This is a genomic window from Ramlibacter sp. P4_H7, assembly GCF_056400765.1.
The window spans coordinates 1-22,573 of the sequence record NZ_JBFUKP010000027.1 but is presented as its reverse complement, the minus strand read 5'-3'; the positions used below and the strand labels follow the sequence as shown (position 1 = coordinate 22,573).

The window sequence follows — 22,573 nt, the reverse complement described above, 5'->3', positions numbered from 1 at the left end:
GGGCCTCATCCCTGGTAGAGGCGGCTGGCGAAATAGCCGGTGCGCATGCGCCGGATCGCCACCAGCAGCACCGCGCTGGCCGGCAGTGCGATCAGCACGCCGACGAAGCCGAGCAGCTGGCCGAACGCCAGCAGCGCGAAGATCACCGCCAGCGGGTGCAGGCCGATGCGCTCGCCGACCAGGCGCGGCGTCAGGTAGAAGCCTTCGAACACCTGCCCGAGGCCGTACACCACGCCGACCATGACGAAGGCCTTGGCCGACGCGAACTCCAGCAGTCCGGCGAGCACGGCCAGCACCAGGCCGATGCCGAATCCGACGTAGGGCACGAACATCGCAAGCCCCGTGAACACGCCGATCGGCAACGCCAGTTCCAGCCCGAACAGGGCGAGCCCCGTGCTGTAGAACACCGCCATCGTCACCATCACCAGGATCTGGCCGCGCAGGTACTGGCCCAGCACCTGGTCGGCCTCCGAGGTGAAGGAGTCCACGCCGGGCCGCGCGCGCGGCGGGACCAGCTGGAGCACGCGGCGCACGAGGTCCTTCCAGTCGAGCAGCAGGTAGAACAGCGCGACCGGCACCAGCACCGCATTGCCGACCAGGGCCAGGGCCACGCTGCCGCCGATCTTCAGCGACGACCAGACCGAGCCGAAGCTGTCGCCCCAGTTGGACTGCAGGTACTCCACCAGCTGCTGGCGCAGGCTGGCGAGGTCCAGGGAGATGCGCAGGCCGAATTGCGCCAGCCAGGGAGAAATCGTGGCATGCAGCCGGTCGAACAACTGGGGAATCTGCTCGCGCATCAGCGGCACTTCCTTGGCGAGCACCGGCACGATCAGCAGCACGACGCACAGCACCGCCAGCATGAACAGCAGTTCCACCACGATGACAGCGAGCAGGCGCGGAATGCGGCCGTCGCCCAGCTCGTCCAGCCGGTCCACCAGCGGAGTGAGCGCATAAGCGAGCACGGAGGCGACCAGGAAAGGCGTCAGCACCGGGCCCAGCGCCCGCAGCAGCAACACCGCCAGGAGGGCGATCGCCGTCCAGGCCGCGGCCCGTTTCTGGGTAGGGGTGAATTGCATGCGCGGGGGGAAGGCCGGCCCTGCGGGGTTCCGGCAAGTAAAATCCAGCGCAAATTCTATCGGTCGGCGCTGATCGCCCCGGCTCCCCCACTGCATGAACGCTTCCCCCCTCTCGTACAAGGATGCCGGTGTCGACATCGATGCCGGCGATGCGCTGGTCGAACGCATCAAGCCGCTGGCCAGAAAAACCATGCGCGAAGGCGTGCTCGCGGGCATCGGCGGCTTCGGCGCGCTGTTCGAGGTCCCCAAGCGCTACAAGGAGCCGGTCTTGGTGAGCGGCACCGACGGCGTGGGCACCAAGCTGCGGCTGGCCTTCGAGTGGAACATGCACGACACGGTGGGCATCGACCTGGTGGCCATGAGCGTCAACGACGTGCTGGTGCAGGGCGCCGAGCCCCTGTTCTTCCTCGACTACTTCGCCTGCGGCAAGCTGGACGTGGACACCGCCGCCGCCGTGGTGGGCGGCATCGCCCGCGGCTGCGAGCTGTCCGGCTGCGCCCTGATCGGCGGCGAGACGGCGGAAATGCCGGGCATGTACCCGCCCGGCGAGTACGACCTGGCCGGCTTCGCCGTCGGCGCCGTCGAGAAATCGAAGATCCTGACCGGCCGCGACGTGCAGGCCGGCGACATCGTGCTGGGCCTCGCTTCCAGCGGCGTGCACTCCAACGGCTTCTCGCTGGTGCGCAAATGCATCGAGCGCGCGGGCGCGCAGCTGCCCGCCACGCTGGACGGACGTCCCTTCCGCGAGGTGGTGATGGAACCGACCCGCCTGTACGTGAAGCCGGTGCTCGCGGCCCTGGCCCAGCACGCGGGCATCAAGGCGCTGGCCCACATCACCGGCGGCGGCCTGCTGGAGAACATCCCGCGGGTGCTGCCCGACGGCCTGGCGGCGCACCTACGCGCCGGCAGCTGGCCGCGCACGGAGCTGTTCGCCTGGCTGCAGGCGACGGCGGCGATCGACGACCACGAGATGAACCGCACCTTCAACAACGGCATCGGCATGGTGGTGGTGGTGGCGCCGGGCCAGGCCGCCGCGGTCGCGCAGTCCCTGCGCGAGGCCGGCGAGTCGGTGCACGAGATCGGCCGCATCGCCCCGCGCGGCAACGGCGCGCCCGTCGAGGTGGCCTGACGCGGGCCATGGCGCCCGCACGCTCGCGGCTGCCCGCCGGCATCTGGGCCCTGGGCTTCGTCAGCCTGCTGATGGACGTCTCCTCGGAGATGATCCACAGCCTGCTGCCCGTCTTCCTGTCCACCGGCCTGGGCGCCAGCATGCTGGCCATCGGCCTGATCGAGGGCGCGGCCGAGGCCACCGCCCTCATCGTCAAGGTGTTCTCGGGCGCCTGGAGCGACTGGATGGGCCGGCGCAAGCCGCTGGCCGTGCTCGGGTACGGCCTGGGCGCTGCTTCCAAGCCCCTCTTCGCGCTGGCCACCACCACCGGCATGGTGCTGGCCGCCCGCCTCATCGACCGGGTCGGCAAGGGCATGCGGGGCGCGCCGCGGGACGCGCTGGTGGCCGACCTGGTGCACCCGGAGCAGCGCGGCGCGGCCTACGGACTGCGCCAGGCCCTGGACACCGTGGGCGCCTTCCTCGGGCCGCTGGTGGCGATCGGGCTGATGCTGCTGTGGGCCAATGATTTCCACGCGATCTTCTGGGTGGCGGTGATCCCCGGCGTGCTGTCGGTGGCGCTGCTCGCCATCGGCGTGAGCGAACCGGACAAGCCGGCGGGCGCCGTCCGCGTGAACCCCATCCGCCGCGACAACCTGCGCCAGCTGGCCACGCCCTACTGGTGGGTGGTCGGCATCGGCGCGCTGTTCACGCTGGCGCGCTTCAGCGAGGCCTTCCTGGTGCTGCGCGCGCAGGAGGGCGGGCTGGGCGTGGCCTGGGCGCCGCTGGTGCTGATCGCGATGAACGTCGTGTACTCCGTCGGCGCCTACCCCTTCGGCAAGCTGGCGGACCGCATGTCGCATCGCAAGCTGCTGGGCATCGGCCTGGTCGTGCTGGTGGCGGGCGACGTCCTGCTCGCCGCCTCCAACCACGGGGCGGTCCTGTGGGGCGGCATCGCGCTGTGGGGACTGCACATGGCGCTGACGCAGGGCCTGCTCGCGACGATGGTGGCGGACACCGCGCCGCCGTCGCTGCGCGGCACCGCGTTCGGCGTGTTCAACCTGGCGAGCGGGCTCGCGCTGCTGGTGGCCAGCGCGCTCGCGGGCCTGCTGTGGGACCGCCTGGGCGGCGCCAGCACCTTCATCGCCGGCGCCGCCATCAGCCTGCTGGCGCTCGCCGTGCTGGCCTGGAAAGCCCCCGCCGACACAGGCGGCAGCTAGCGGCGGACGGGCGGCGCGACGCGTTGCGTCGCTGCCAACCGCGACGCAGCAAAGGCCTCTGCGTCGCTGGACGGCTGCGGCGCCGCTACCGCACACTGGCTCCTCGCCCAAGGAGGGATCCATGCCAGTCGTCGCCGTCGTGAATCGCAAGGGAGGCAGCGGCAAGAGCACTTTTGCCGCGCACGTCGCGGCCTGGTGCGCGCGCCGCGGACTGTCGGTGATGCTGGGCGACATCGATCGCCAGCAGTCCAGCCGCGGCTGGCTGCGCCGTCGCGATCCCTCGCTGCCCGGCATCGCGCCGTGGACCATCGACCAGAAGAACGTTCTGCGCGTGCCGACCGGCATCACGCACGTCGTGCTGGACACCCCCGGCGGCCTGCACGGCTTCGAGCTGGCGCGCATCGTGATGTTCGCTGACGCGATCGTGCTGCCGGTGTGTCCTTCCCTGTTCGATCGCGAATCGGCGGCGCAGTGCCTGGCCGAACTGCACACGCTGCCGCGGGTCGCCAAGGGGCAGTGCCGCGTGGCCACGGTCGGCATGCGCGTCGATGGCCGCACCACGGCCGGGCCGATGCTGCGCGCGTGGGCCGAGGAACACAAGGTGCCGATGGCGGGCGTGCTGCGCGAAACGCAGCTCTATGTGAAGAGCCTGGAGCATGGCCTCACGCTGTTCGACCTGCCGCCCGAGAAGGTGGCGGCCGACCTGGCCCAGTGGCAGCCCATCCTGGACTGGCTCCACCCCGTGTTGATGCCGGTGGCGGTGGCGGAGAGCAAGCGGGAACCGGTGCTGCAGGTTCGGCGGACCACCGTGCTGGGCGGCCTTCCCCTCAACGAAGCGGGACGGGGAGCGTTGCTGGGCGGGCCCACGCCCGCCTGATCACTGCATCGCGCGACGCAGGTCGGCCACGCGGTCGGCGATGGCGTCGATGTCGAGCGCGTCCTGCGCGTGGACCAGGTAGGTCTCCAGGTCTTCCACCGCCAGCGCCGCGTGGCCCTGTTCCGCGTGCGCGATGCCGCGGTCGCGGTACTCGGCCCACGCATCGGGCAGCAGGATCAGCAGCCGGTTCTGGACCGCGATCAGGCGCTGCCAGTCCTCCTGGGCGCGATGGATCTCCTTGAGGTTGCGCAGCATGCGCGCCAGGATGTCGCGCGGCGGCGCCGCCTGCAGGTACAGCCCCAGCGGGACCTCGAATTCGTCGACCAGGCCGCTGCGCCGCTTGTAGGGCTCCAGGCGTTCGGACAGTTCCTCGCGCGACAGCGACTGGCCGGTGAAGGGGTCGATCACCACCTGGCCCTTCGGCAGGTTCACCTTCACCATGAAGTGTCCGGGGAAGCAGACGCCGCGCGCATGCAGCCCGATGCCCTGCGCGAGCTCGATCCACAGCACCGCCAGCGAGATCTGGATGCCGCGCCGCGTGCGCAACACCACGTTGAGGTAGCTGTTGTCCGGATCGCAGTAGTCGTTGACGTTGCCGCCGAAGCTGAGATCGCGGAAGAAGAACTGGTTGAGCGTGCGCAGCCTCTGCAGTGCCGCCGCGTCGGCGGGGATGCGCCGCTTCAGGCGTGCCAGCAGCTGGTCGACGTCGCCGAGCACCGTCTGCAGGTCGAGGTCGGGGTACTCGTCCTGCGCCACGCTGGCGGCGGCTTCGAGCAAGGGGAACTGTTCGTCGGTCTGCACCAGCGTCCGGAAGTACTCCAGCGCCGTTGGTGAGGTGAATTGGTACGACGACATGCGGTCGTTGTAATGGACGGGCAAGAGCGCGTCAAGCCGGTGCGGGTACGGCCGCCCCGTGTGTGCTCAGCGCGTGACAAACTGGCGCAGCTTCACGCCCGCGGCCATCAGCGCGCCGAAGTAGATGACGCCCGCGCCGGCAAGCGTCGCGGCCATCATGCCGATGCGTTTCCAGGGTTCGCCGCGCCATGCGGTCCAGGGAAAACTGTGCGCCGCCCAGGTCAGGAACACGCCCAGCAGGGCGGCTCCGGCAAACACCTGTAGTGCGAAGATGCCCCAGCCGGGCGCGGGCCGATAGCTTTTGCGGCGCAGCAATCCGACCAGCAGGGTGCCCGCGTTGACGAGAGCGCCCAGGCCGATCGACAGCGCCAGGCCCGCATGCTTGAAGAATGGCACGAGCGCGACGTTCAGCAGCTGCGTGATCACCAGCGCGACGATCGCGAACTTCATCGGCGTCTTCATGTCGTGGTTCGCGTAGTAGCCCGGGGCGAGCACCTTGATGGCGACCAGGCCCAGCAGGCCGGTGCCGTAGCCGGCCAGCGCGAAGGCGACCTGCCCGACGTCGCTGTCCTTGAACGCGCCGTAGTGGAACAGCGTCGCCACCAGCGGCGCCGCGAACACCAGCAACGCGACCGAGCTCGGGATGGCCAGCAGGACCACCAGGCGCAGTCCCCAATCCAGCAGGGCGGTGTAGCGCTCCGGGTCGTTGCCGGCGCGTGCCGCCGCCAGCTGCGGCATGAGGACCACACCCAGTGCGACGCCCAGCAGCGCGGTGGGAAACTCCATCAGGCGGTCCGCGTTGTTGAGCCAGCTGACGCTCCCCGAGGGCAGGTAGGACGCAATCTGCGTGTTGATGAGCAGGGAGATCTGGGCGACGCTGACGCCCAGCAGGGCCGGCAGCATCAGCCCCAGGATCTTGCGCGTGGACGGGTCCTTCCACGAGGCGCGCAGGGCTCCCACCGCAACGCCGACGCGTGGAAGCATGCCGATGCGGCGCAGGGCGGGGAACTGGATGGTCAGTTGCAGCACGCCCCCCAGCATCACGCCGATGCACTGCGAATAGATCGGCTCGATGCCCAGGCGCTGGAACCAGGGTGCCGCCAGCAGGATCGAGCCGATCAGCGTGAGGTTGAGGAGGACGGGGGACGCGGCCGGCACGGCGAAGCGCCTCCAGGTGTTGAGGATCCCGCCCGCCAGCGCCACCAGCGACATGAAGCCGATATAGGGAAACATGTAGCGCGTCATGAGCACGGCCGCGTCGTAGGCGTGCGGCGTCTTGCGCAATCCGCTGGCCAGGGCCCAGACCATCAACGGCGCGCCGACCACGCCCAGGATGCACAGGATGACCAGCGTCCACAGCAGCACCGTGGACACATGGTCGACCAGGCGCTTGGCGCCCTCCTCCCCCTCGGTGGTGCGCACGGCCGCCAGCACGGGCACGAAGGCCTGGCTGAAGGCGCCCTCGCCGAAGATGCGGCGGAACAGGTTGGGGATGCGGAAGGCGACGTAGAAGGCGTCGGTGAGTGCGCTGACCCCGAAGAAGGAGGCGAAAAGCACGTCCCGGACCAGGCCGGTCACGCGCGATGCGAGGGTCAGCACCGAGACGGTGGAGGCGGCTTTGAACAGGCTCACCGCTTCAAGTGTAGCCCTGCCGTTGCGGCCCTTGCCCCGCGCCGGGCGTAGGACAAGGCCGCGGGCTATAATTGCGGGCTTTGCTGGCATCATCCTCAGACATCTAAGGAACACACATGGCATCTGCCAAACCCAAGAAGAAGAACCCCCGCCTGGCATCCGGCCGCAAGCGCGCGCGCCAGGACGTCAAGCTGAACGCGGCGAACACCTCGCTGCGCTCCAAGTACCGTACCGCGGTGAAGAACGTCGAGAAGGCGGTCGCCGCGGGTGACAAGGCCAAGGCGACCGAACTGTTCGCCAAGGCGCAATCCGTCGTGGACACGGTGGCCGACAAGGGCATCTTCCACAAGAACAAGGCCGCCCGCGACAAGAGTCGCCTGTCGGCCAAGGTGAAGGCCCTCCAGGCCGCCGCCGCCTAAGACCCAGTCGGGTCAGCCCGCGGGCCGCAAGGCTCGCGCCGTTTGAACCGGGTGCGCTGCCAGCAAGCAAAAAGTGAAAAACCGCCTTCGGGCGGTTTTTTCATTTGGCCGACTTCTCGAACGGCCGGAACTGGTCCTCGGAGACCGTGAGGTCGTTGTCCTTGGCGAAGTTGATGACGAAGTCCCAGGCCATGGGCTCGTAGTCGCGCAGGTCGCGGTGGACGATGACGCACTTCACGCCCTCGATGACCGTGGGGATGCACCAGGGCGAATAGTTGAGGTGGCTGCCGGGCTGGGCGCCACCCGGCCGGAAGGAACTCATCACGCCGGCCAGCCGCTCGGCCCAGTCGCTCGGGCGGAAGGTACGCCCATCCCGGGTGATGCCCTGGATGAACACTTCTCTGGCGGTGCGGGAAACCATGGTGCGGATGCGCGCGCCGGGGCGGCCGTCGAGGCCTTGCTGCAGCGCACAAGTATTCTATCTTATATAAGAGTTGAGCCCCGCCATTGGACCCCGCCTGCCTGTCACCGGGCTGTCGAGAGGCATCGCTGTGATGCGGAATTCTCAAACAAAGCACGCAACACGTGTGCCTACAATCGCGATCCAACGGCTCACTTGTGCACCCCGGGAACCGTTTCACCGGGACCCCGCATCGTTGAGCCGCTTTCATTTGTGACACGGAACGAGGACCCCGAATGGCCCAGATCGAGGCGGCATCGCCCCACACCATGAACACCTATGGCCGGCTTCCCATCGCGCTGGAGCGAGGGGACGGCTGCTACGTGTGGGATGTGAACGGCAAGCGCTACCTCGACGCCCTCGCCGGGATCGCCGTGAACACCCTCGGCCACAACCACCCCAAGCTGGTGCCAGCCCTGCAGGACCAGGTGGCCCGGATCATCCACAGTTCCAACTACTACCACGTGCCCAACCAGGAAAAGCTGGCGGCCAGGCTGGCGGAATTGGCGGGGCTGACGAATGTGTTCTTCTGCTCCACCGGGCTGGAAGCCAACGAGGCGGCCATCAAGCTCGCGCGCAAGTTCGGCCACGACCGCGGCATCGAGCGCCCGGAGATCGTGGTGTACGAAAAGGCCTTCCATGGCCGCAGCATCGCCACGCTCTCCGCCACCGGCAACGAGAAGGTGCAGAAGGGCTTCGCGCCGCTGGTGGAGGGGTTCATCCGGGTGCCGATGAACGACATCGAGGCCCTGCGCAAGGCAACCGACGGCAACAAGAACGTGGTGGCCGTGTTCTTTGAAACCATCCAGGGCGAAGGCGGCATCAACCAGATGCGCATCGACTACCTGCAGAAGGTGCGCGAACTGTGCGACCAGAAGGACTGGCTGCTGATGATCGACGAGGTGCAGTGCGGCATGGGCCGGACCGGCAAGTGGTTCGCGCACCAGTGGGCCGGCATCGTCCCGGACGTGATGCCGCTGGCCAAGGGCCTGGGCTCGGGCGTGCCGGTCGGCGCGGTGGTGGCCGGTCCCAGGGCGGCCAACCTGTTCCAGCCGGGCAACCACGGCACCACCTTCGGCGGCAACCCGCTGGCCATGCGCGCGGGTGTGGAGACGCTGCGGATCATGGAAGAGGACGGACTGCTCGACAACGCGTCCCGCGTGGGCACGCACCTGAAGGGCGCGCTGGCGCGTGAACTGGGCGCGCTCAAGGGCGTGGTGGAGATCCGCGGCCAGGGCCTGATGCTGGGCGTGGAACTGGCGAAGCCCTGCGGCGCCCTCACCCAGCGGGCAGCCGACGCCGGCCTGCTGATCAGCGTCACCGCCGACACCGTGGTCCGCTTGCTGCCGCCGCTGATCATGACCGAGCAGCAGGCCGACGACGTGGTCGCCCTGCTCGCGCCGCTGGTGCGGGACTTCCTGTCGGAATAGCACCATGTCGATCCGGCATTTCCTGCAGTTCAGCGACTTCAGCACCGAGGAGCACGAGTGGATCTTCCAGCGTGCGGCGGTGATCAAGCGCAAGTTCAAGAAGTACGAGAAGTACCACCCGCTGGCGGACCGCACGCTGGCCATGATCTTCGAGAAGGCGTCCACGCGCACCCGCGTGAGCTTCGAGGCGGGCATGTACCAGCTGGGCGGCTCGGTGGTGCACCTCACCACCGGCGACAGCCAGCTGGGGCGCGCCGAACCGATCGAGGACAGCGCCAAGGTCATCAGCCGCATGGTGGACCTGGTGATGATCCGCACCTTCGGCCAGGACAAGATCGAGCGCTTCGCGGAGCACTCGCGCGTGCCCGTCATCAACGGCCTCACGAACGAGTTCCACCCGTGCCAGATCCTGGCCGACATCTTCACCTTCATCGAGCACCGCGGCTCGATCCAGGGCCGCGTCGTTGCCTGGGTGGGTGACGGCAACAACATGGCCAACACCTGGCTGCAGGCGGCGGAGCTGCTGGGCTTCACGCTGCACCTGAGCACTCCCACCGGCTACGAGGTCGACCAGGCGGTGGCGGGCCTGCGCAGCGGCGACAGCTACCGGGTCTTCAAGGACCCGATGGAGGCTTGCCGCGGTGCCGACCTGGTGACCACCGACGTCTGGACCAGCATGGGCTTCGAGGCCGAGAACGAGGAACGCCGCCGCGCCTTCGCCGACTGGTGCGTGGACACCGAAATGATGCGCGCCGCCAAGCCCGACGCGCTCTTCATGCACTGCCTGCCCGCGCACCGCGGCGAGGAAGTCGAAGCCGACGTGATCGACGGGCCGCAGTCGGTGGTCTGGGACGAGGCGGAGAACCGCATGCACGTGCAGAAGGCGCTCATGGAGTACCTCCTGCTCGGGCGGGTGGCGGACTGAAGCTTCAGTTCATGGGCGCCGGACCGTTGCCGTAGCGTCCACCTCCGGCCGGTGCGGCGACCTTACCCAGCTTGATCAGGCGCTGCTCGACGGCGAAGGCGGTGCGCCCGAGTTCCTGCGCGACTTGCCGGACCGGGATGCCGGCATCGAAGGCGGTTTCGAGCGCGGCATCTTCCTGGGCGGACCAGGCTTTCCCCGCATTCGGTGGCTGGCTGCGGCGCGCACGGGAAGGTTCCTCGCTGGGCGCCGGTGCGGCGCCCATGCCTTCGAGGGCGCGCGACACCACGTGCAACGCGCGGATCACCGGTGGCGCGTTGTAGGGACTGTCCTCCGGCATGGCCTCGCCGGTGATGGGATGGATGCCCTGCGCGAGGACATCGATAATCTGGCGCGCGATCTGCAGTTCCATGATTGCCTCCTGGGGAAGTGACGGTGGACTGTATTTGCATACAGCCCTGCCGAAACGCTCCCGCCATTGCTTGCGTTGACCTGCCATGCCACCGTCCGTCCCCGACCATCCCTGCCTGCTCTGCGGCGCCTGCTGCGCCGCCTTCCGCGTGGACTTCGCGGTCTACGAAATGGAAGACATGGGCGGGACCGTGCCGTGTGGCCTGGCGGTGGAGGTGACCGGCAGCACCATGCGGATGCGGGGCACGGACCACGTGCCCATCCGCTGCGCCGCGCTGACCGGCAAGGTGGGCGAGCGCGCCTCCTGCGGGATCTATGAGTGGCGCCCGAACCCCTGCCGCGAGCTGGAGCCGGGCAGCCATGGCTGCGAAAGGGCGCGGGCCCGCCACGGGATGCCGCCGCTGGATCCCGCGATGCTTTAAGCCTCAAGGATTTTTGCGCGCTGTTGGAACCAACCGACACCACGCGCGAAATCGCGGCGCACACTCCGCCGCATGCCACGCCTCTGGGACATCTCGCCGCCGGTGCAGCCCGGCGCGCCGGTCTTTCCGGGTGACACCCCGTACGCGCAGCAGTGGGCCGCGACCATCGCGCCCGGCTGCCCGGTGAATGTCAGCACGCTCACCCTGTCTCCACACGTGGGGGCGCACGCCGATGCGCCGCTGCACTACGACCCCCACGGCACCCCCGTCGGCGCGCTGGACCTGGAGCCCTACCTCGGACGCTGTCGCGTGGTGCATGCCATCGCCTGCGGTCCGCTGGTCACCTGGCAGCACATCGCGCATGCGATGCACGACGTGCCGCCGCGCGTGCTGGTCCGCACCTACGAGCGCGCGCCGGTCGACCGATGGGACCCGTTGCTGGCCGCGTTCGCGCCCGCCACCATCGAGCGGCTCGCCGACGCGGGCGTGCGCCTCGTCGGCATCGACACCGCCAGCATCGACCCGGCCGACAGCAAGACGCTGGACAGCCACCAGGTGGTCCGCCGTCGCGGCGTGCGCGTGCTGGAGAACCTGGTGCTCGACGCGGTGCCGGAAGGCGATTACGAGCTGATCGCCCTGCCCCTGAAACTCATGACCGCCGACGCCTCCCCGGTGCGCGCCGTGCTGAGGGAGCTCGCATGACGACCTTGCAGGACTGCCGCAAGCTGGACGCGCAGGATCCGCTGCGTGCGTTGCGCGACCTGTTCACCCTGCCCGACGGGGTGATCTACCTGGACGGCAACTCGCTCGGTCCGTTGCCGAAGGCGGCGCCGGAACGCATCGCCCGCGCCGTGCGCGAGGAATGGGGCGAGGGCCTGATCCGGTCCTGGAACACCGCCGGATGGTTCGAACTGCCGCGGCGCCTGGGCGACAGGATCGCGACGCTGGTGGGCGCCCGGCCGGCCGAACTGGTCTGCACCGACAGCACCTCGATCAACCTGTTCAAGGTGCTGAGCGCCGCCCTCTCGATGGCGGCCGCCGACGCGCCCGCCCGCCGCATCGTGGTCAGCGAGCGCAGCAACTTTCCCACCGACAACTACATCGCCGAAGCGCTCTGCCGCGAGCGGGGCTTCACCCTGCAGCTGCTCGACGCAGATCAGATTCCGTCGGCACTCGGCGACCGCACCGCGGTGCTGATGCTCACCCACGTGAACTACCGCACCGGCGCGATGCACGACATGCGGGCGGTGACCGCGGCGGCCCACGCGGCGGGCGCCATCGCAGTCTGGGACCTGGCGCACAGCGCCGGCGCCGTGGAGGTGGACCTGCACGCGGCGGACGCCGACTTCGCCGTGGGCTGCGGCTACAAGTACCTCAACGGCGGCCCCGGCGCTCCTGCCTTCGTCTGGGTGCACCCGCGCCACACGGACCGCTTCTGGCAACCGCTGGCCGGTTGGTGGAGCCACGCCGCGCCTTTTGCCTTCACACCCGGCTACCAGCCCGCTTCAGGCATCGCCCGCTACCAGTGCGGCACGCAGCCGATCCTGAGCATGACCGCCCTCGAATGCGGGCTCGACACCGTGCTGGCGGCCGCTCCCTTGGGCGGCATGGCGGCGTTGCGGCGCAAGTCGCTCGCGCTCACCGACCTGTTCATCGCCCTCGTGGAGGAACGTTGCGGCGGCCACGGACTGGGGCTCGCCACGCCGCGCGAGCACGCCTTGCGCGGCTCGCAGGTGTGCCTCACGCGCGAGACGGGCGCCTACGCGATCGTGCAGGCACTGATCGCGCGCGGCGTGATCGGCGACTTCCGGGCCGGCGCGCCCGACATCCTGCGTTTCGGCTTCACGCCGCTGTACCTGCGCTTCGAAGATGCCTGGCACGCGGTCGAGCACTTGCGCCAGGTGCTCGCCGAGGACGAGTGGCAGCGCCCCGAATTCCATCGCACCCAATCGGTGACCTGAACATGGACGCACGCAAGCCCGAGGACATCGTCGCGTCCGAGCAGCCGCAGCTGGATTTCAGCCGCGACATGAGCTATGGCGACTACCTGCAGCTCGATGCCATCCTGAACGCGCAGCAGCCGCGCTCGCCGGACCACAACGAGATGCTGTTCATCGTGCAGCACCAGACCAGCGAGCTCTGGATGAAGCTGATGCTGCACGAGCTGGGCGCGGCGACCGCCTGCATCGCCCGCGACGAGCTGCCGCCCGCCTTCAAGATGCTCGCGCGCGTCTCGCGCATCATGGAGCAGCTGGTGCACGCCTGGGATGTCCTGGCCACCATGACGCCACCGGAGTACAGCGCGATCCGGCCTTACCTCGCCACCTCCAGCGGCTTCCAGAGCTGGCAGTACCGTTGCATCGAGTTCCGGCTGGGCAACAAGAACGCGGCGATGCTCAAGCCCCACGAGCACCATGCCGAGCGGCTGGCGATCGTGCGCGCTGCCTACGAGGCACCTTCGCTGTACGACGAGGCACTGCGATTGTTGGCGCGCCGCGGCCTGGCCCTCCCCGCCTCGCACCTGGAGCGCGACTGGACGCAGCCCTACCAGGCCAGCAAGGAAGTGGAGCAGGCCTGGCTCTCCGTCTACCGAGAACCTGCCAGGCAATGGGACCTGTACCAGCTCGGCGAAGAGCTGACCGACCTGGAAGATGCCTTCCGGCTCTGGCGCTTCCGCCACGTCACGACCGTGGAGCGCGTGATCGGCTTCAAGCGCGGCACCGGCGGCACCGGCGGCGTGAGCTACCTGCGCAAGATGCTCGACGTGGTGCTGTTTCCGGAGATCTGGCAGCTGCGCACGGACCTGTGAGGCGCTAGCGGTACAGCCACGGCTGGTCCAGCAGCCTCGCACCCAGCGTCCGCAGCGCCGCATTGCGCGCCATGCGCAGGGGACCGGTCGCGTGGAAGATCGTTCCGTTGCGCTGCGAACGTTCCTGCACCTTGCCCACGCGTTCCCAGCGGTTGAGCGCATAGCGCCGCAAGGCCGTGGGCACGTCCGTGATGTCGTCGCTCACCATGGCCAGCACCCGCTGCAGCTCGCGGGCATCCTCGATCGCCATCCCCGCGCCCTGGGCGAGATACGGGCGCATGGGGTGCGCCGCGTCGCCGAGCAGCGCCAGGCGGCCGCGCGCCATCTGCTCGGGGGAGGCCACCGGGTCGCGCGCGTGCAGCACCCACAGGCGCCAGCCGGGCATGGACGCCACGCGCTCGCGCACCTCGGCGCAGACGGGGCCGAGCGCTGCATCGAGCTGCGCCTGCGAAGCCGCGTGGTCCCAATCGCGCGGGTCGCCGGGCTGCGTGCCCTCGACGACGCACACCACGTTGAGCCAGTCGCCGCCTCGCACGGGATAGCTCACCAGGTGCATGCGCGGCGCCAGCCACACCGTCACTTCGGCGCTGCGCAACCGCCCAGGCAGGTCCTGCTGCCGCACGATGCCGCGGTAGGCAAGATGGCCGCTGGCCCGGGGCGCGTCGCCGCCGGCGACTTCGTTGCGCAGCCTGCTCCAGACGCCGTCCGCGGCCACGAGGGCGTCGCCGTGCACGAGCTCCGCCGTCGGCGTGCGCACTGCGACGCCGTCGGCCTGCGGCTCCACGTTGGAGATGCGGCAGCCGGTGTGCAGGCGGGTTCCCGCCTCGCGCGCCGCTTCCAGCAGGGCCGCCTGCAGGTCGGCACGGTGGACAGTGAGATAGGGGGCGCCGTAGCGTTGCTCGCAGCTGGCACCGAGCTCCAGCAGGCCCAGTTCCGTGCCGTCGACCCCATCGCGCACGCGCAGGAGCGGCGGCCTGACCACCTGCTCGCCCAGCGGGCCCCGCAGCAAGTCCCACTCCCGCAGGATGCGACTGGTGTTGGGGCCCAGCTGGATGCCGGCGCCGACTTCGGAGAAGTGGTCCGCCTGTTCGAACAGGCGCGCTTCCCAGCGTGCCCGCCGCGCGGCCACGGCCGCCGCGAGGCCGCCGATGCCGCCTCCGGCGATCAGCAGCTCGCGGGTCACGCCTGCAGCAGCTGCCGCAGCACGTAGGGAAGGATGCCCCCGTGCTTGTAGTAGTCGACCTCGATCGGCGTGTCGATGCGCAGCACGAGCTTCACCTCCTGCCGGGAGCCGTCGGGCCGTCGGACCACCAGCGCCGCGCGGCTTTGCGGCCGCAGCTGCGGATCGGTCTCGATGTCGATCAGCTCCTCGCCGGTGAGGCCCAGCGACTGCCAGCTCATGTCGCCCTCGAACTGCAGCGGCAGCACCCCCATGCCCACGAGGTTGCTGCGGTGGATGCGCTCGAAGCTGCGCGCCACCACGGCCTTGATGCCCAGCAGCTGCGTGCCCTTGGCCGCCCAGTCGCGCGACGAGCCGGTGCCGTATTCCTCGCCGGCGAAGACCACCGTGGGACGCCCCTCCGCCATGTACTTCATGGCGGCGTCGTAGATGAACATCTGCTGGGCGTTGCCGCCGGCGTCGCGGTAGATCGTGAGGCCGCCCTCCTCGCGCGAGCCATCGGGACCCACGGGAAGCATCAGGTTCTTGATGCGCACGTTGGCGAAGGTGCCGCGCATCATCACCTCGTGGTTGCCGCGGCGCGAGCCGTAGCTGTTGAAGTCCGGCTTGAGCACGCCATGCTCCTGCAGCCAGCGCCCCGCGGGCGAGCTGTCCTTGATGGAGCCGGCCGGCGAGATGTGGTCGGTCGTGATCGAGTCGCCGAACAAGCCGATGATGCGGGCATCGCACACCGCCACCGCATGACCGGTGCCGATCGGCTGGCCGGCAGCGGCCTCGGGCGGCGAAAGGGTGAAGCCATCGAAGAACGGCGGCTCGGCGATGTAGGTGCTCTTGGGCCAGTTGTAGGTGTCGCCCGCGACGCCTTCGATGTCCTGCCACAGCGCCCCCGGGTCGGTCTTCACCTTGCCGTAGTTGGCGCGGAACGCCTTCGCGTTCATCGCGAACTTCATCAGCTTGTGCACCTCGTCGCTCGACGGCCAGATGTCGCCCAGCCAGACGTCCTTGCCGTCCGCGCCCTGCCCCACCGGCTCCGTCATCAGGTCCTTCAGCACCGTCCCGGCCAGCGCGTAGGCCACCACCAGCGGCGGGCTCGCGAGGAAGTTCGCCTTGATGTTCGGATGGATGCGCGCCTCGAAGTTGCGGTTGCCCGAAAGCACGGCGGCGCACACCAGGTCGCTCTGGCCGATCGCCTCGTTGATCTCCGGCGTCAGGTCGCCCGAGTTGCCGATGCAGGTCATGCAGCCGTAGCCGGCCAGCGTGAAGCCCAGCTGCTCCAGGTAGGGCAGCAGCTTGGCCTCGCGCAGGTACTCGGTGACGATGCGCGAGCCGGGCGACAGCGAGGTCTTGATGTGCGGCTTGACGCGCATCCCCTTCTCCACCGCCTTCTTCGCGAGCAGGCCCGCCGCAAGCAGCACGCCGGGGTTGGAGGTGTTGGTGCAGCTCGTGATCGCGGCGATCAGCACGTCGCCGTTGCCGATGGTGATGTCGCCCACCTCCACGTGCGGAATGGACATCGCGTGGGCGGACGGCGGCGTGGGCTTGTTGGCCTCCATCTCCTGCACGAAGCGCGGGGCCGCAAGCGGCGTCGGCGGATTGTCCGGCGGCACGTTCTCGCCGACCTTTTCGTTGCCCGGTCGCTGGACCAGGTGCCGCGTGTGCAGCAGGTCGGGCGACTGGTTGAAGCCGTTCTCGGCCACGGACTTGGAGAACAGCGACTGGAAGGTGCGGGCCACCTTGCCGATCTCGATGCGGTCCTGCGGACGCTTGGGACCGGACAGGCTGGGGGTCACCTGCCCGAGGTCCAGGCGCACGACGGATGAGTAATCCACCTCGCCCGGCATCGGCACGCCGAACATGCCCTGGGCCTTGAAATAGGCCTCGAGCAGCTTGACCTCTTCCTTGCTGCGCCCGGTCCCCTCGAAGTAGTCGATGGTGCGCTCGTCCACGGGGAAGAAGCCCATGGTCGCGCCGTACTCGGGCGCCATGTTGGCGATGGTGGCACGGTCCGGCACCGCCAGGCTGCGCGTGCCCTCGCCGAAGAACTCGACGAACTTGCCCACGACCTTGTGCTTGCGCAGGGTCTCGGTCACGGTGAGCACCAGGTCGGTGGCGGTGCAGCCTTCGCGCAGCTGGCCGGTGAGCTCGAAACCCACCACGTCCGGCGTCAGGAAATACACCGGCTGCCCGAGCATCGCGGCCTCGCCCTCGATGCCGCCGACGCCCCAGCCCACCACCCCGATGCCGTTGATCATCGTCGTGTGGCTGTCGGTGCCGACCAGCGAGTCGAAGTAGCACACGCCGTCGTCGCGCTGGTGCACGCCGCGCGCGAGGTACTCCAGGTTGATCTGGTGCACGATGCCGAATCCGGGGGGCACCACGCCGAAGGTCTTGAAGGCCTGCATGCCCCACTTCATGAACTGGTAGCGCTCACGGTTGCGCTGGAACTCCAGCTTCATGTTGAGGTCGATCGCGTCCTTCTGGCCATAGTGGTCCACCATGATCGAGTGGTCCACGACGAGGTCCACGGGAACCAGAGGTTCGATGCGGCCGACGTCCTTGCCCAGGCGGTGCGCGGCGCTGCGCATGGCGGCCAAGTCGGCCAGCAGGGGCACGCCGGTGAAATCCTGCAGCACGACGCGGGCGACGGTGAACGGGATCTCGGCCGTGCGCTCCGTGCCCGGTTGCCAGTTGGCGAGCTGCTCGACGTGCTCGGCTGTGACCTTCTTGCCGTCACAGTGGCGCAGCACGGATTCCAGCACGATGCGCAAAGACAGCGGCAGCCGTCCGATGTTGGGGTAGTGCTTGGCGAGCTCGGGCAGCGAGTAGAACCGGCCGGTGCGGCCGGTGCCGGCCTTGAAGCTCTGGAGGGTGTGGGCGAAGGCGTTCGTCATTCTCTCGACCTCTCGTTGTTGCTTTGCGTCATTGTGCCGCCAGAAGCAACGCGAGGGCCGCTAATCCGCCGTCGGAAGGTAACGGACGACGAGAACGCCCTCGATGGCGGCAATGGCGGCGAGGACCTGCGGATCCACGGCACTGTCGACGTCCACCAGCGTGTAGGCCATGTCGCCCCGCGACTTGTTGACCATGTTGTGGATGTTGAGCCCCGCGTGCGCCATCGCGGTGGAAATCTGGCCCAGCATGTTGGGCACGTTCGCGTTCGCGATGGCCACCCGCCAGGCCGTGCCCCGGCTCATGCTCACGTCCGGGAAATTCACCGCGTTGCGCACGTTGCCGTGCTCGAGGAAGTCGCGCAGCTGCTCCGCAACCATGATGGCGCAGTTCTCCTCGGCTTCGCGCGTCGACGCCCCCAGGTGGGGCAGCGCGATCACGCGGCCGTGCCGCAGCACGCCGGCATTGGGAAAATCGCAGACGTAGCAGCCCAGCTTGCCGGCATCCAGCGCCGCAATCGTGGCCGCATCGTCCACCACGCCTTCGCGCGAGAAGTTCAGCAACACGGCGTCGCTGCGCATGAGCGCGAGGTTTTCGCGGTTCACCAGGTGGCGCGTCGCCTTGACCAGGGGCACGTGCAGCGAGACCAGGTTCGCGTTCTTCAGCACGTCTTCCACGCTCGTCGCGCGCCGCACCTGCGACGACAGGCTCCATGCGGCCTCGACGGTGATCTCCGGATCGAAGCCCAGCACCTGCATGCCCAGCTTGATGGCGGCGTCCGCGACCAGCGCGCCCACCTTGCCCAGCCCGATCACGCCCAGGGTCTGGCCCGCGAGCTCGAAGCCGGCGAACGCCTTCTTGCCTTCCTCGACGGCGCGTTCCAGGTGCGGCAGCCGCGGGTCCAGCCCGTCGACGAAGCGTTGCGCCGCGCCCAGGTTGCGCGCGGCCATCAGCATGCCGGCCAGCACCAGTTCCTTCACCGCGTTGGCGTTGCCGCCGGGGGCATTGAAGACCGGGACGCCGCGCGCGCTCAGCGCGGCCACCGGGATGTTGTTGATGCCGGCGCCGGCGCGGGCCACGGCGCGCACCGAGGCCGGGATGTCCATCGCGTGGAGGTCCGCCGAGCGGACCAGGATCGCATCGGGCTCGGCGATGTCCTTGCCCGTGCGGTAACGGGGCGCGGGCAAGCGCTCGAGACCAGACTTCGAGATCTGGTTGAGGACCAGCACCCCGAAGGCGGACCCGTTAGCCATGTTGCCGCTCGAAATCCTTCATGTACTGCACGAGCGCCTGCACCCCTTCGATGGGCATGGCGTTGTAGATCGAAGCACGCATCCCGCCGACCGAGCGGTGGCCCTTGAGCTGGACCATCCCGCGCTGCTGGGCGCCTTTGAGGAAGGCGTCGTCCAGCGCTGCATCCTTGAGCCAGAAGGGCACGTTCATCAGTGACCGGTCTTCCCGCGCAATCGGGTTGCGGTAGAAGGCCGTCGTGTCCAGGAAGTCATACAGCACGGCCGCCTTCTCGGCGTTGTGCTGCGCCATGGCCTGCATCCCGCCCAGCGCCTTCACGTGCTTGAGCACCAGCCCGGCGATGTAGATCGCATAGGTGGGCGGCGTGTTGTACATCGAGTCCGCTTCGGCCTGCGTCTTGTAGTTGAAGGCCGAGGGCGTCACTGTCAGGGCGTGGCCCAGCAAGTCCTTGCGCACCACGACGATCGTGAGGCCGGAGGGGCCGATGTTCTTCTGAGCGCCGGCGTAGATGAGGCCGTACTTGCTGACGTCGATCGGGCGCGACAGCACGTCGGACGACATGTCGGCCACCAGCGGAACCGAGCCGGTGTCCGGCGTCCAGTGGAACTGCACGCCGCCGATCGTCTCGTTGGAGCAGATGTGGACGTACGACGCGTCCGGGTCCAGCTTCCACTCGGACTGCTTCGGAATCGCGGTGAACTTGGATGCCTCGCCCGTCGCGGCGACGGTGATGCTGCCGTAGATCTTGGCCTCCTTGTAGGACTTCTTGGACCAGTCGCCGGTGAGCACGTAATCCGCCCGCCCCTTCGCGCCGATCAGGTTCAGCGGCACGATCGCGTTCTCGCCAATCGCGCCACCCTGCATGAACAGCACCTGGTAGTTGGCGGGAATGCCCATCAACTCCTTGAGCAGATCCTCCGCCTCGGCGTGGATGGACATGAACTCCTTGCCGCGGTGGCTCATCTCCATGACCGACATGCCGGAGCCGTGCCAGTCCAGCATTTCCTCGGCCGCCTTGCGCAGGACGGGCTCGGGAAGGGTGGCGGGACCGGGGCTGAAATTGAAAACGCGGGTCATGGGCTCTCTGGACGCTGAAGCAAGGCAGGGCGCGGGTGCGCCGCGACCCGCCAGCATACAAGATGACCAAGACCCGGCCGGCGCACGGGCCGTGCCGGCATGACCTGCGAGGTCATGGAAGCGCGGACGCGGCCGTTCTACCATCGCGGCCATGGACCTCGCCCTCGCCACGCCCGCTCCCGCCGCCTCGCAGGTGCGCCCCTTCGGCGAACACCTGCGCGCATGGCGCTTGCGCCGGCGGATGAGCCAGCTCGACCTGGCCGGCGAAGCCGACATCTCCACCCGCCACCTGAGCTTCGTCGAAACCGGCCGCTCGGTGCCCAGCCGGGAGATGGTGCTGCGCCTGGCCGAGCGGCTCGACGTCCCGCTGCGCGAGCGCAATGCCCTGCTGGTCGCCGCCGGCTATGCGCCGATGTACCGCGAACGCCCGCTCGACCATCCGGCGCTGGCGGCCGCCAGGGACGCCGTGCAGCTGATCCTGGACAGCCACGAGCCCTACCCTGCGCTGGCGATCGACCGCTACTGGAACCTGGTCGCGCACAACGCGCTGGTGCCGCACCTGCTGGCTGGCATCCCCGCATCCCTCATGCGGCCTCCGGTGAACGTGCTGCGCCTGAGCCTCCACCCCGAGGGTCTTGCCCCGCGGATCGTCAACATCGGCCAATGGCGGCACCACCTGTTCGAGCGGCTGCGCCAGCAGATCCAGGCGACCGGGGATACGAAGTTGCAGGCGCTGGAGCAGGAGCTGCGCTCCTATCCGGCGCCGCCCGACGGCGACGCGACGCGGCTCTCGGGCGAAGTGCTGGGCATCGTGGTGCCCCTGCGCTTTCGCACGCCGGCCGGCGTGATCAACCTGATCAGCACCACGACGGTCTTCGGGTCGCCCGTCGATGTGACGCTGCAGGAGCTGGCGCTGGAGACCTTCTTCCCCGCCGATGCGTTCACCGGCGAGGTGCTGCGCCAGCTGGCGGCCTGATCACGGGTTCAACGGCACCAGTCCGTCGTCCGGTGGCGCGGCATCCGGCTCGTGGATGCGGCTCTCGAAGGCGCGCAAGCGCTTGTACACGGAGATCAGTTCCACGATCGTGCTCCAGCTGAGCACGAGGTACTGGAAGGACTCGGTCACCTTGTCGAAGGCGCGCGAGATCTGCTGCATCACACCCAGTGTGATCACGCCGGCGGCCACCGTGGGGCCGATCGCGATCAGGGGCACCAGCACGCTGACCTGCAGGTACGACCACTTCACCACGTCGAAGTAGAGGTAGTGGAAGAACAGGCGGAAGTAGTTGCGGCGCACGTGCTGGAACAGGGCCGTGGCCACCGGCGGGGCAGCGCGCGAGGGATCGTCCTCACCGTAGACCAGTTCCTTACGGTAGGCCGCCTCGACCCGCTGGTTCTGGAATTCCAGGCCCGGCAGCAGGATGCCGGTGAACGCCAGCACCACGGTGCCGAACAGCGCCCATCCGATCGACACCCACACCAGCGAATGCGGGATCGACCCGATGATGGGGATCTCCGTGATCTTGTCCGACAGCGCCCACAGGATGGGCAGGAACGCGGCCAGCGTCATCAGGCTGCGCATCAGCTCGACGCCCAGTCCTTCCATGATGCGGGCGAAGCGCATGGTGTCCTCCTGCACCCGCTGCGCCGAGCCTTCGACCACGCGCAGCTTCTGCCAGTGCTGCATGTAGTAGTCGTTCATCGCCTGCCGCCAGCGGAACACGTAGTGCTTGATGAAGAAGTCCAGCAGCACCGCCACCGTGACGTAGACCATCGCGATGCTGATGAAGGTGGCCAGCTGCTGCCAGTAGGACGACAGCGTGATGCTCTTGGGCTTGGACAAGGCGTTCTGCACGAGGTCGTAGAAGGTCCCGAACCACTCGTTGATCTGCACGTCCAGCTGCACGCGGTACCAGGTGGCGAACAGGATCAGCGCGGTGCCGAGCAGCGACCACGGCATCCAGCGACGGTTCAGGAAGAAGGAACGGAACATGAAGTGCTAAACCCTTGCGACGTGGTGGCGCATGCTAACGGGTCTGTCGCCGGACCGGGTGCGCTCCGATTTCCATAGCTGCAGAGCCAGCATTCGGGCCGCTGCGCCAGATGCATCGTGCAACCTAAGTTGTGCCTCGTTGTCCTTCAAGGTGTATCGGCTGTTGCGGACAGACGCCCGCGCCGGGTCCGTACGAACGCCACGCCCTGTTCCCGCGACCATCGATTTGCTTCACCTACAGCCTGGCTCGCCAGCAACCGCAGGTGGAAGGGTCAGGGACCGACCGGTTGCGTGCGTCACGGGTCGGAACACAAGCAGTCAACAAAACTCGTCAGGAGATATTTCGATGAAATCGAACATGGGAGCGGTGAAGCTCAGCCTGCTGTCCGCAGCGCTGGTCAGTGCACTCAGCCTCGGATTGGCCCAGGCCGCGGGCGCCGGTGGCGGCGGCGGTGGGGGTGCAGGCGCAGGCGCTGGCGCCGGAGCGGGCGGTGCTGGCGGCGGCGGCGGTGCTGGCGGCGGCGGCGGCGCGGGTGGTGGTGGCG

21 protein-coding genes are annotated in these 22,573 nt (G+C 68.6%); 11 read left to right on the top strand and 10 right to left on the bottom strand.

The features are described 5' to 3' along the window. Positions 1–5 precede the first annotated feature (5 nt). Positions 6–1,076 (bottom strand): AI-2E family transporter, encoded by a 1,071-nt coding sequence (locus tag AC1DSA_RS24280; RefSeq protein ID WP_477893479.1) that lies wholly within the window; start codon positions 1,074–1,076, stop codon positions 6–8. A 94-nt stretch (positions 1,077–1,170) separates the two neighbouring features. On the opposite strand from AC1DSA_RS24280, the gene purM reads away from it, so the two are divergent. The 3 genes from purM to AC1DSA_RS24265 all read left to right on the top strand — a co-directional run bounded on the left by purM (position 1,171) and on the right by AC1DSA_RS24265 (position 4,278). Beyond that, on the top strand, positions 1,171–2,205 hold the full coding sequence (gene purM / locus AC1DSA_RS24275; protein WP_477893478.1) for a phosphoribosylformylglycinamidine cyclo-ligase: 1,035 nt from the start codon (positions 1,171–1,173) through the stop codon (positions 2,203–2,205). A gap of 8 nt (positions 2,206–2,213) precedes the next feature. Further along, complete coding sequence (locus tag AC1DSA_RS24270; RefSeq protein ID WP_477893477.1) at positions 2,214–3,401, top strand: MFS transporter; 1,188 nt, start codon at positions 2,214–2,216, stop codon at positions 3,399–3,401. A 121-nt stretch (positions 3,402–3,522) separates the two neighbouring features. Further along, positions 3,523–4,278 (top strand): nucleotide-binding protein, encoded by a 756-nt coding sequence (locus tag AC1DSA_RS24265; protein ID WP_477893476.1) that lies wholly within the window; start codon positions 3,523–3,525, stop codon positions 4,276–4,278. Here AC1DSA_RS24265 and AC1DSA_RS24260 read toward each other — a convergent pair whose 3' ends face one another. Together AC1DSA_RS24260 and murJ are read right to left on the bottom strand one after the other, a co-directional pair. Beyond that, positions 4,279–5,133, bottom strand: coding sequence for a SirB1 family protein (locus tag AC1DSA_RS24260; protein ID WP_477893475.1), 855 nt, complete (start codon positions 5,131–5,133; stop codon positions 4,279–4,281). Positions 5,134–5,199: 66 nt separating this feature from the next. After that, positions 5,200–6,765: a murein biosynthesis integral membrane protein MurJ gene (gene murJ, locus AC1DSA_RS24255; RefSeq protein WP_477893474.1), complete on the bottom strand. Its 1,566-nt coding sequence runs from the start codon at positions 6,763–6,765 to the stop codon at positions 5,200–5,202. A gap of 116 nt (positions 6,766–6,881) precedes the next feature. Here murJ and rpsT point away from each other — a divergent pair, with 116 nt between their 5' ends. Continuing rightward, positions 6,882–7,184: a 30S ribosomal protein S20 gene (gene rpsT, locus AC1DSA_RS24250; protein WP_477893473.1), complete on the top strand. Its 303-nt coding sequence runs from the start codon at positions 6,882–6,884 to the stop codon at positions 7,182–7,184. A gap of 100 nt (positions 7,185–7,284) precedes the next feature. Here rpsT and AC1DSA_RS24245 read toward each other — a convergent pair whose 3' ends face one another. Continuing rightward, positions 7,285–7,605 carry a DUF3579 domain-containing protein gene (locus AC1DSA_RS24245; protein WP_477893472.1) on the bottom strand — a complete coding sequence of 107 codons (321 nt, stop codon included), beginning with the start codon at positions 7,603–7,605 and terminating at the stop codon, positions 7,285–7,287. 275 nt (positions 7,606–7,880) lie between these two features. Between AC1DSA_RS24245 and AC1DSA_RS24240 the strand changes: the two genes are divergently transcribed. Then, on the top strand, positions 7,881–9,074 hold the full coding sequence (locus AC1DSA_RS24240) for an acetylornithine/succinylornithine family transaminase (protein ID WP_477893471.1): 1,194 nt from the start codon (positions 7,881–7,883) through the stop codon (positions 9,072–9,074). A 4-nt stretch (positions 9,075–9,078) separates the two neighbouring features. Then, positions 9,079–9,999, top strand: coding sequence for an ornithine carbamoyltransferase (gene argF, locus AC1DSA_RS24235; protein ID WP_477893470.1), 921 nt, complete (start codon positions 9,079–9,081; stop codon positions 9,997–9,999). 4 nt (positions 10,000–10,003) lie between these two features. Here the strand turns inward: argF and AC1DSA_RS24230 are convergent, their stop codons facing one another. Then, on the bottom strand, positions 10,004–10,408 hold the full coding sequence (locus AC1DSA_RS24230; protein WP_477893469.1) for a hypothetical protein: 405 nt from the start codon (positions 10,406–10,408) through the stop codon (positions 10,004–10,006). 85 nt (positions 10,409–10,493) lie between these two features. Between AC1DSA_RS24230 and AC1DSA_RS24225 the strand changes: the two genes are divergently transcribed. The 4 genes from AC1DSA_RS24225 to kynA all read left to right on the top strand — a co-directional run bounded on the left by AC1DSA_RS24225 (position 10,494) and on the right by kynA (position 13,638). Continuing rightward, positions 10,494–10,829: a YkgJ family cysteine cluster protein gene (locus AC1DSA_RS24225; protein WP_477893468.1), complete on the top strand. Its 336-nt coding sequence runs from the start codon at positions 10,494–10,496 to the stop codon at positions 10,827–10,829. Between the two features lie 72 nt (positions 10,830–10,901). Then, a complete protein-coding gene (gene kynB / locus AC1DSA_RS24220) occupies positions 10,902–11,531 on the top strand; it encodes an arylformamidase (protein WP_477893467.1) in 630 nt (209 codons plus the stop codon). After that, complete coding sequence (kynU, locus tag AC1DSA_RS24215) at positions 11,528–12,790, top strand: kynureninase (protein ID WP_477893466.1); 1,263 nt, start codon at positions 11,528–11,530, stop codon at positions 12,788–12,790. The genes kynB and kynU overlap by 4 nt, the downstream gene beginning before the upstream one ends. A 2-nt stretch (positions 12,791–12,792) precedes the next feature. After that, positions 12,793–13,638 carry a tryptophan 2,3-dioxygenase gene (gene kynA, locus AC1DSA_RS24210; RefSeq protein ID WP_477893465.1) on the top strand — a complete coding sequence of 282 codons (846 nt, stop codon included), beginning with the start codon at positions 12,793–12,795 and terminating at the stop codon, positions 13,636–13,638. A 4-nt stretch (positions 13,639–13,642) separates the two neighbouring features. On the opposite strand, the gene AC1DSA_RS24205 is transcribed toward kynA, so the two are convergent. The 4 genes from AC1DSA_RS24205 to serC are packed head-to-tail and all read right to left on the bottom strand — an operon-like array spanning position 13,643 to position 20,035. Continuing rightward, positions 13,643–14,821 (bottom strand): FAD-dependent oxidoreductase, encoded by a 1,179-nt coding sequence (locus AC1DSA_RS24205; protein ID WP_477893464.1) that lies wholly within the window; start codon positions 14,819–14,821, stop codon positions 13,643–13,645. Beyond that, complete coding sequence (locus AC1DSA_RS24200) at positions 14,818–17,709, bottom strand: aconitate hydratase (protein WP_477893463.1); 2,892 nt, start codon at positions 17,707–17,709, stop codon at positions 14,818–14,820. The genes AC1DSA_RS24205 and AC1DSA_RS24200 overlap by 4 nt, the downstream gene beginning before the upstream one ends. A 60-nt stretch (positions 17,710–17,769) precedes the next feature. Further along, positions 17,770–18,960 carry a phosphoglycerate dehydrogenase gene (locus AC1DSA_RS24195; protein ID WP_477893462.1) on the bottom strand — a complete coding sequence of 397 codons (1,191 nt, stop codon included), beginning with the start codon at positions 18,958–18,960 and terminating at the stop codon, positions 17,770–17,772. Continuing rightward, a complete protein-coding gene (gene serC / locus AC1DSA_RS24190) occupies positions 18,953–20,035 on the bottom strand; it encodes a 3-phosphoserine/phosphohydroxythreonine transaminase (RefSeq protein WP_477893461.1) in 1,083 nt (360 codons plus the stop codon). The genes AC1DSA_RS24195 and serC overlap by 8 nt, the downstream gene beginning before the upstream one ends. Positions 20,036–20,186: 151 nt before the next feature. Here serC and AC1DSA_RS24185 point away from each other — a divergent pair, with 151 nt between their 5' ends. Further along, complete coding sequence (locus tag AC1DSA_RS24185) at positions 20,187–21,011, top strand: helix-turn-helix domain-containing protein (protein ID WP_477893460.1); 825 nt, start codon at positions 20,187–20,189, stop codon at positions 21,009–21,011. Here the strand turns inward: AC1DSA_RS24185 and sbmA are convergent, their stop codons facing one another. Beyond that, entirely contained in the window at positions 21,012–22,028 is a 1,017-nt protein-coding gene (gene sbmA / locus AC1DSA_RS24180; protein ID WP_477893459.1) for a peptide antibiotic transporter SbmA, read from the bottom strand. Between the last annotated feature and the right edge of the window lie 545 nt (positions 22,029–22,573).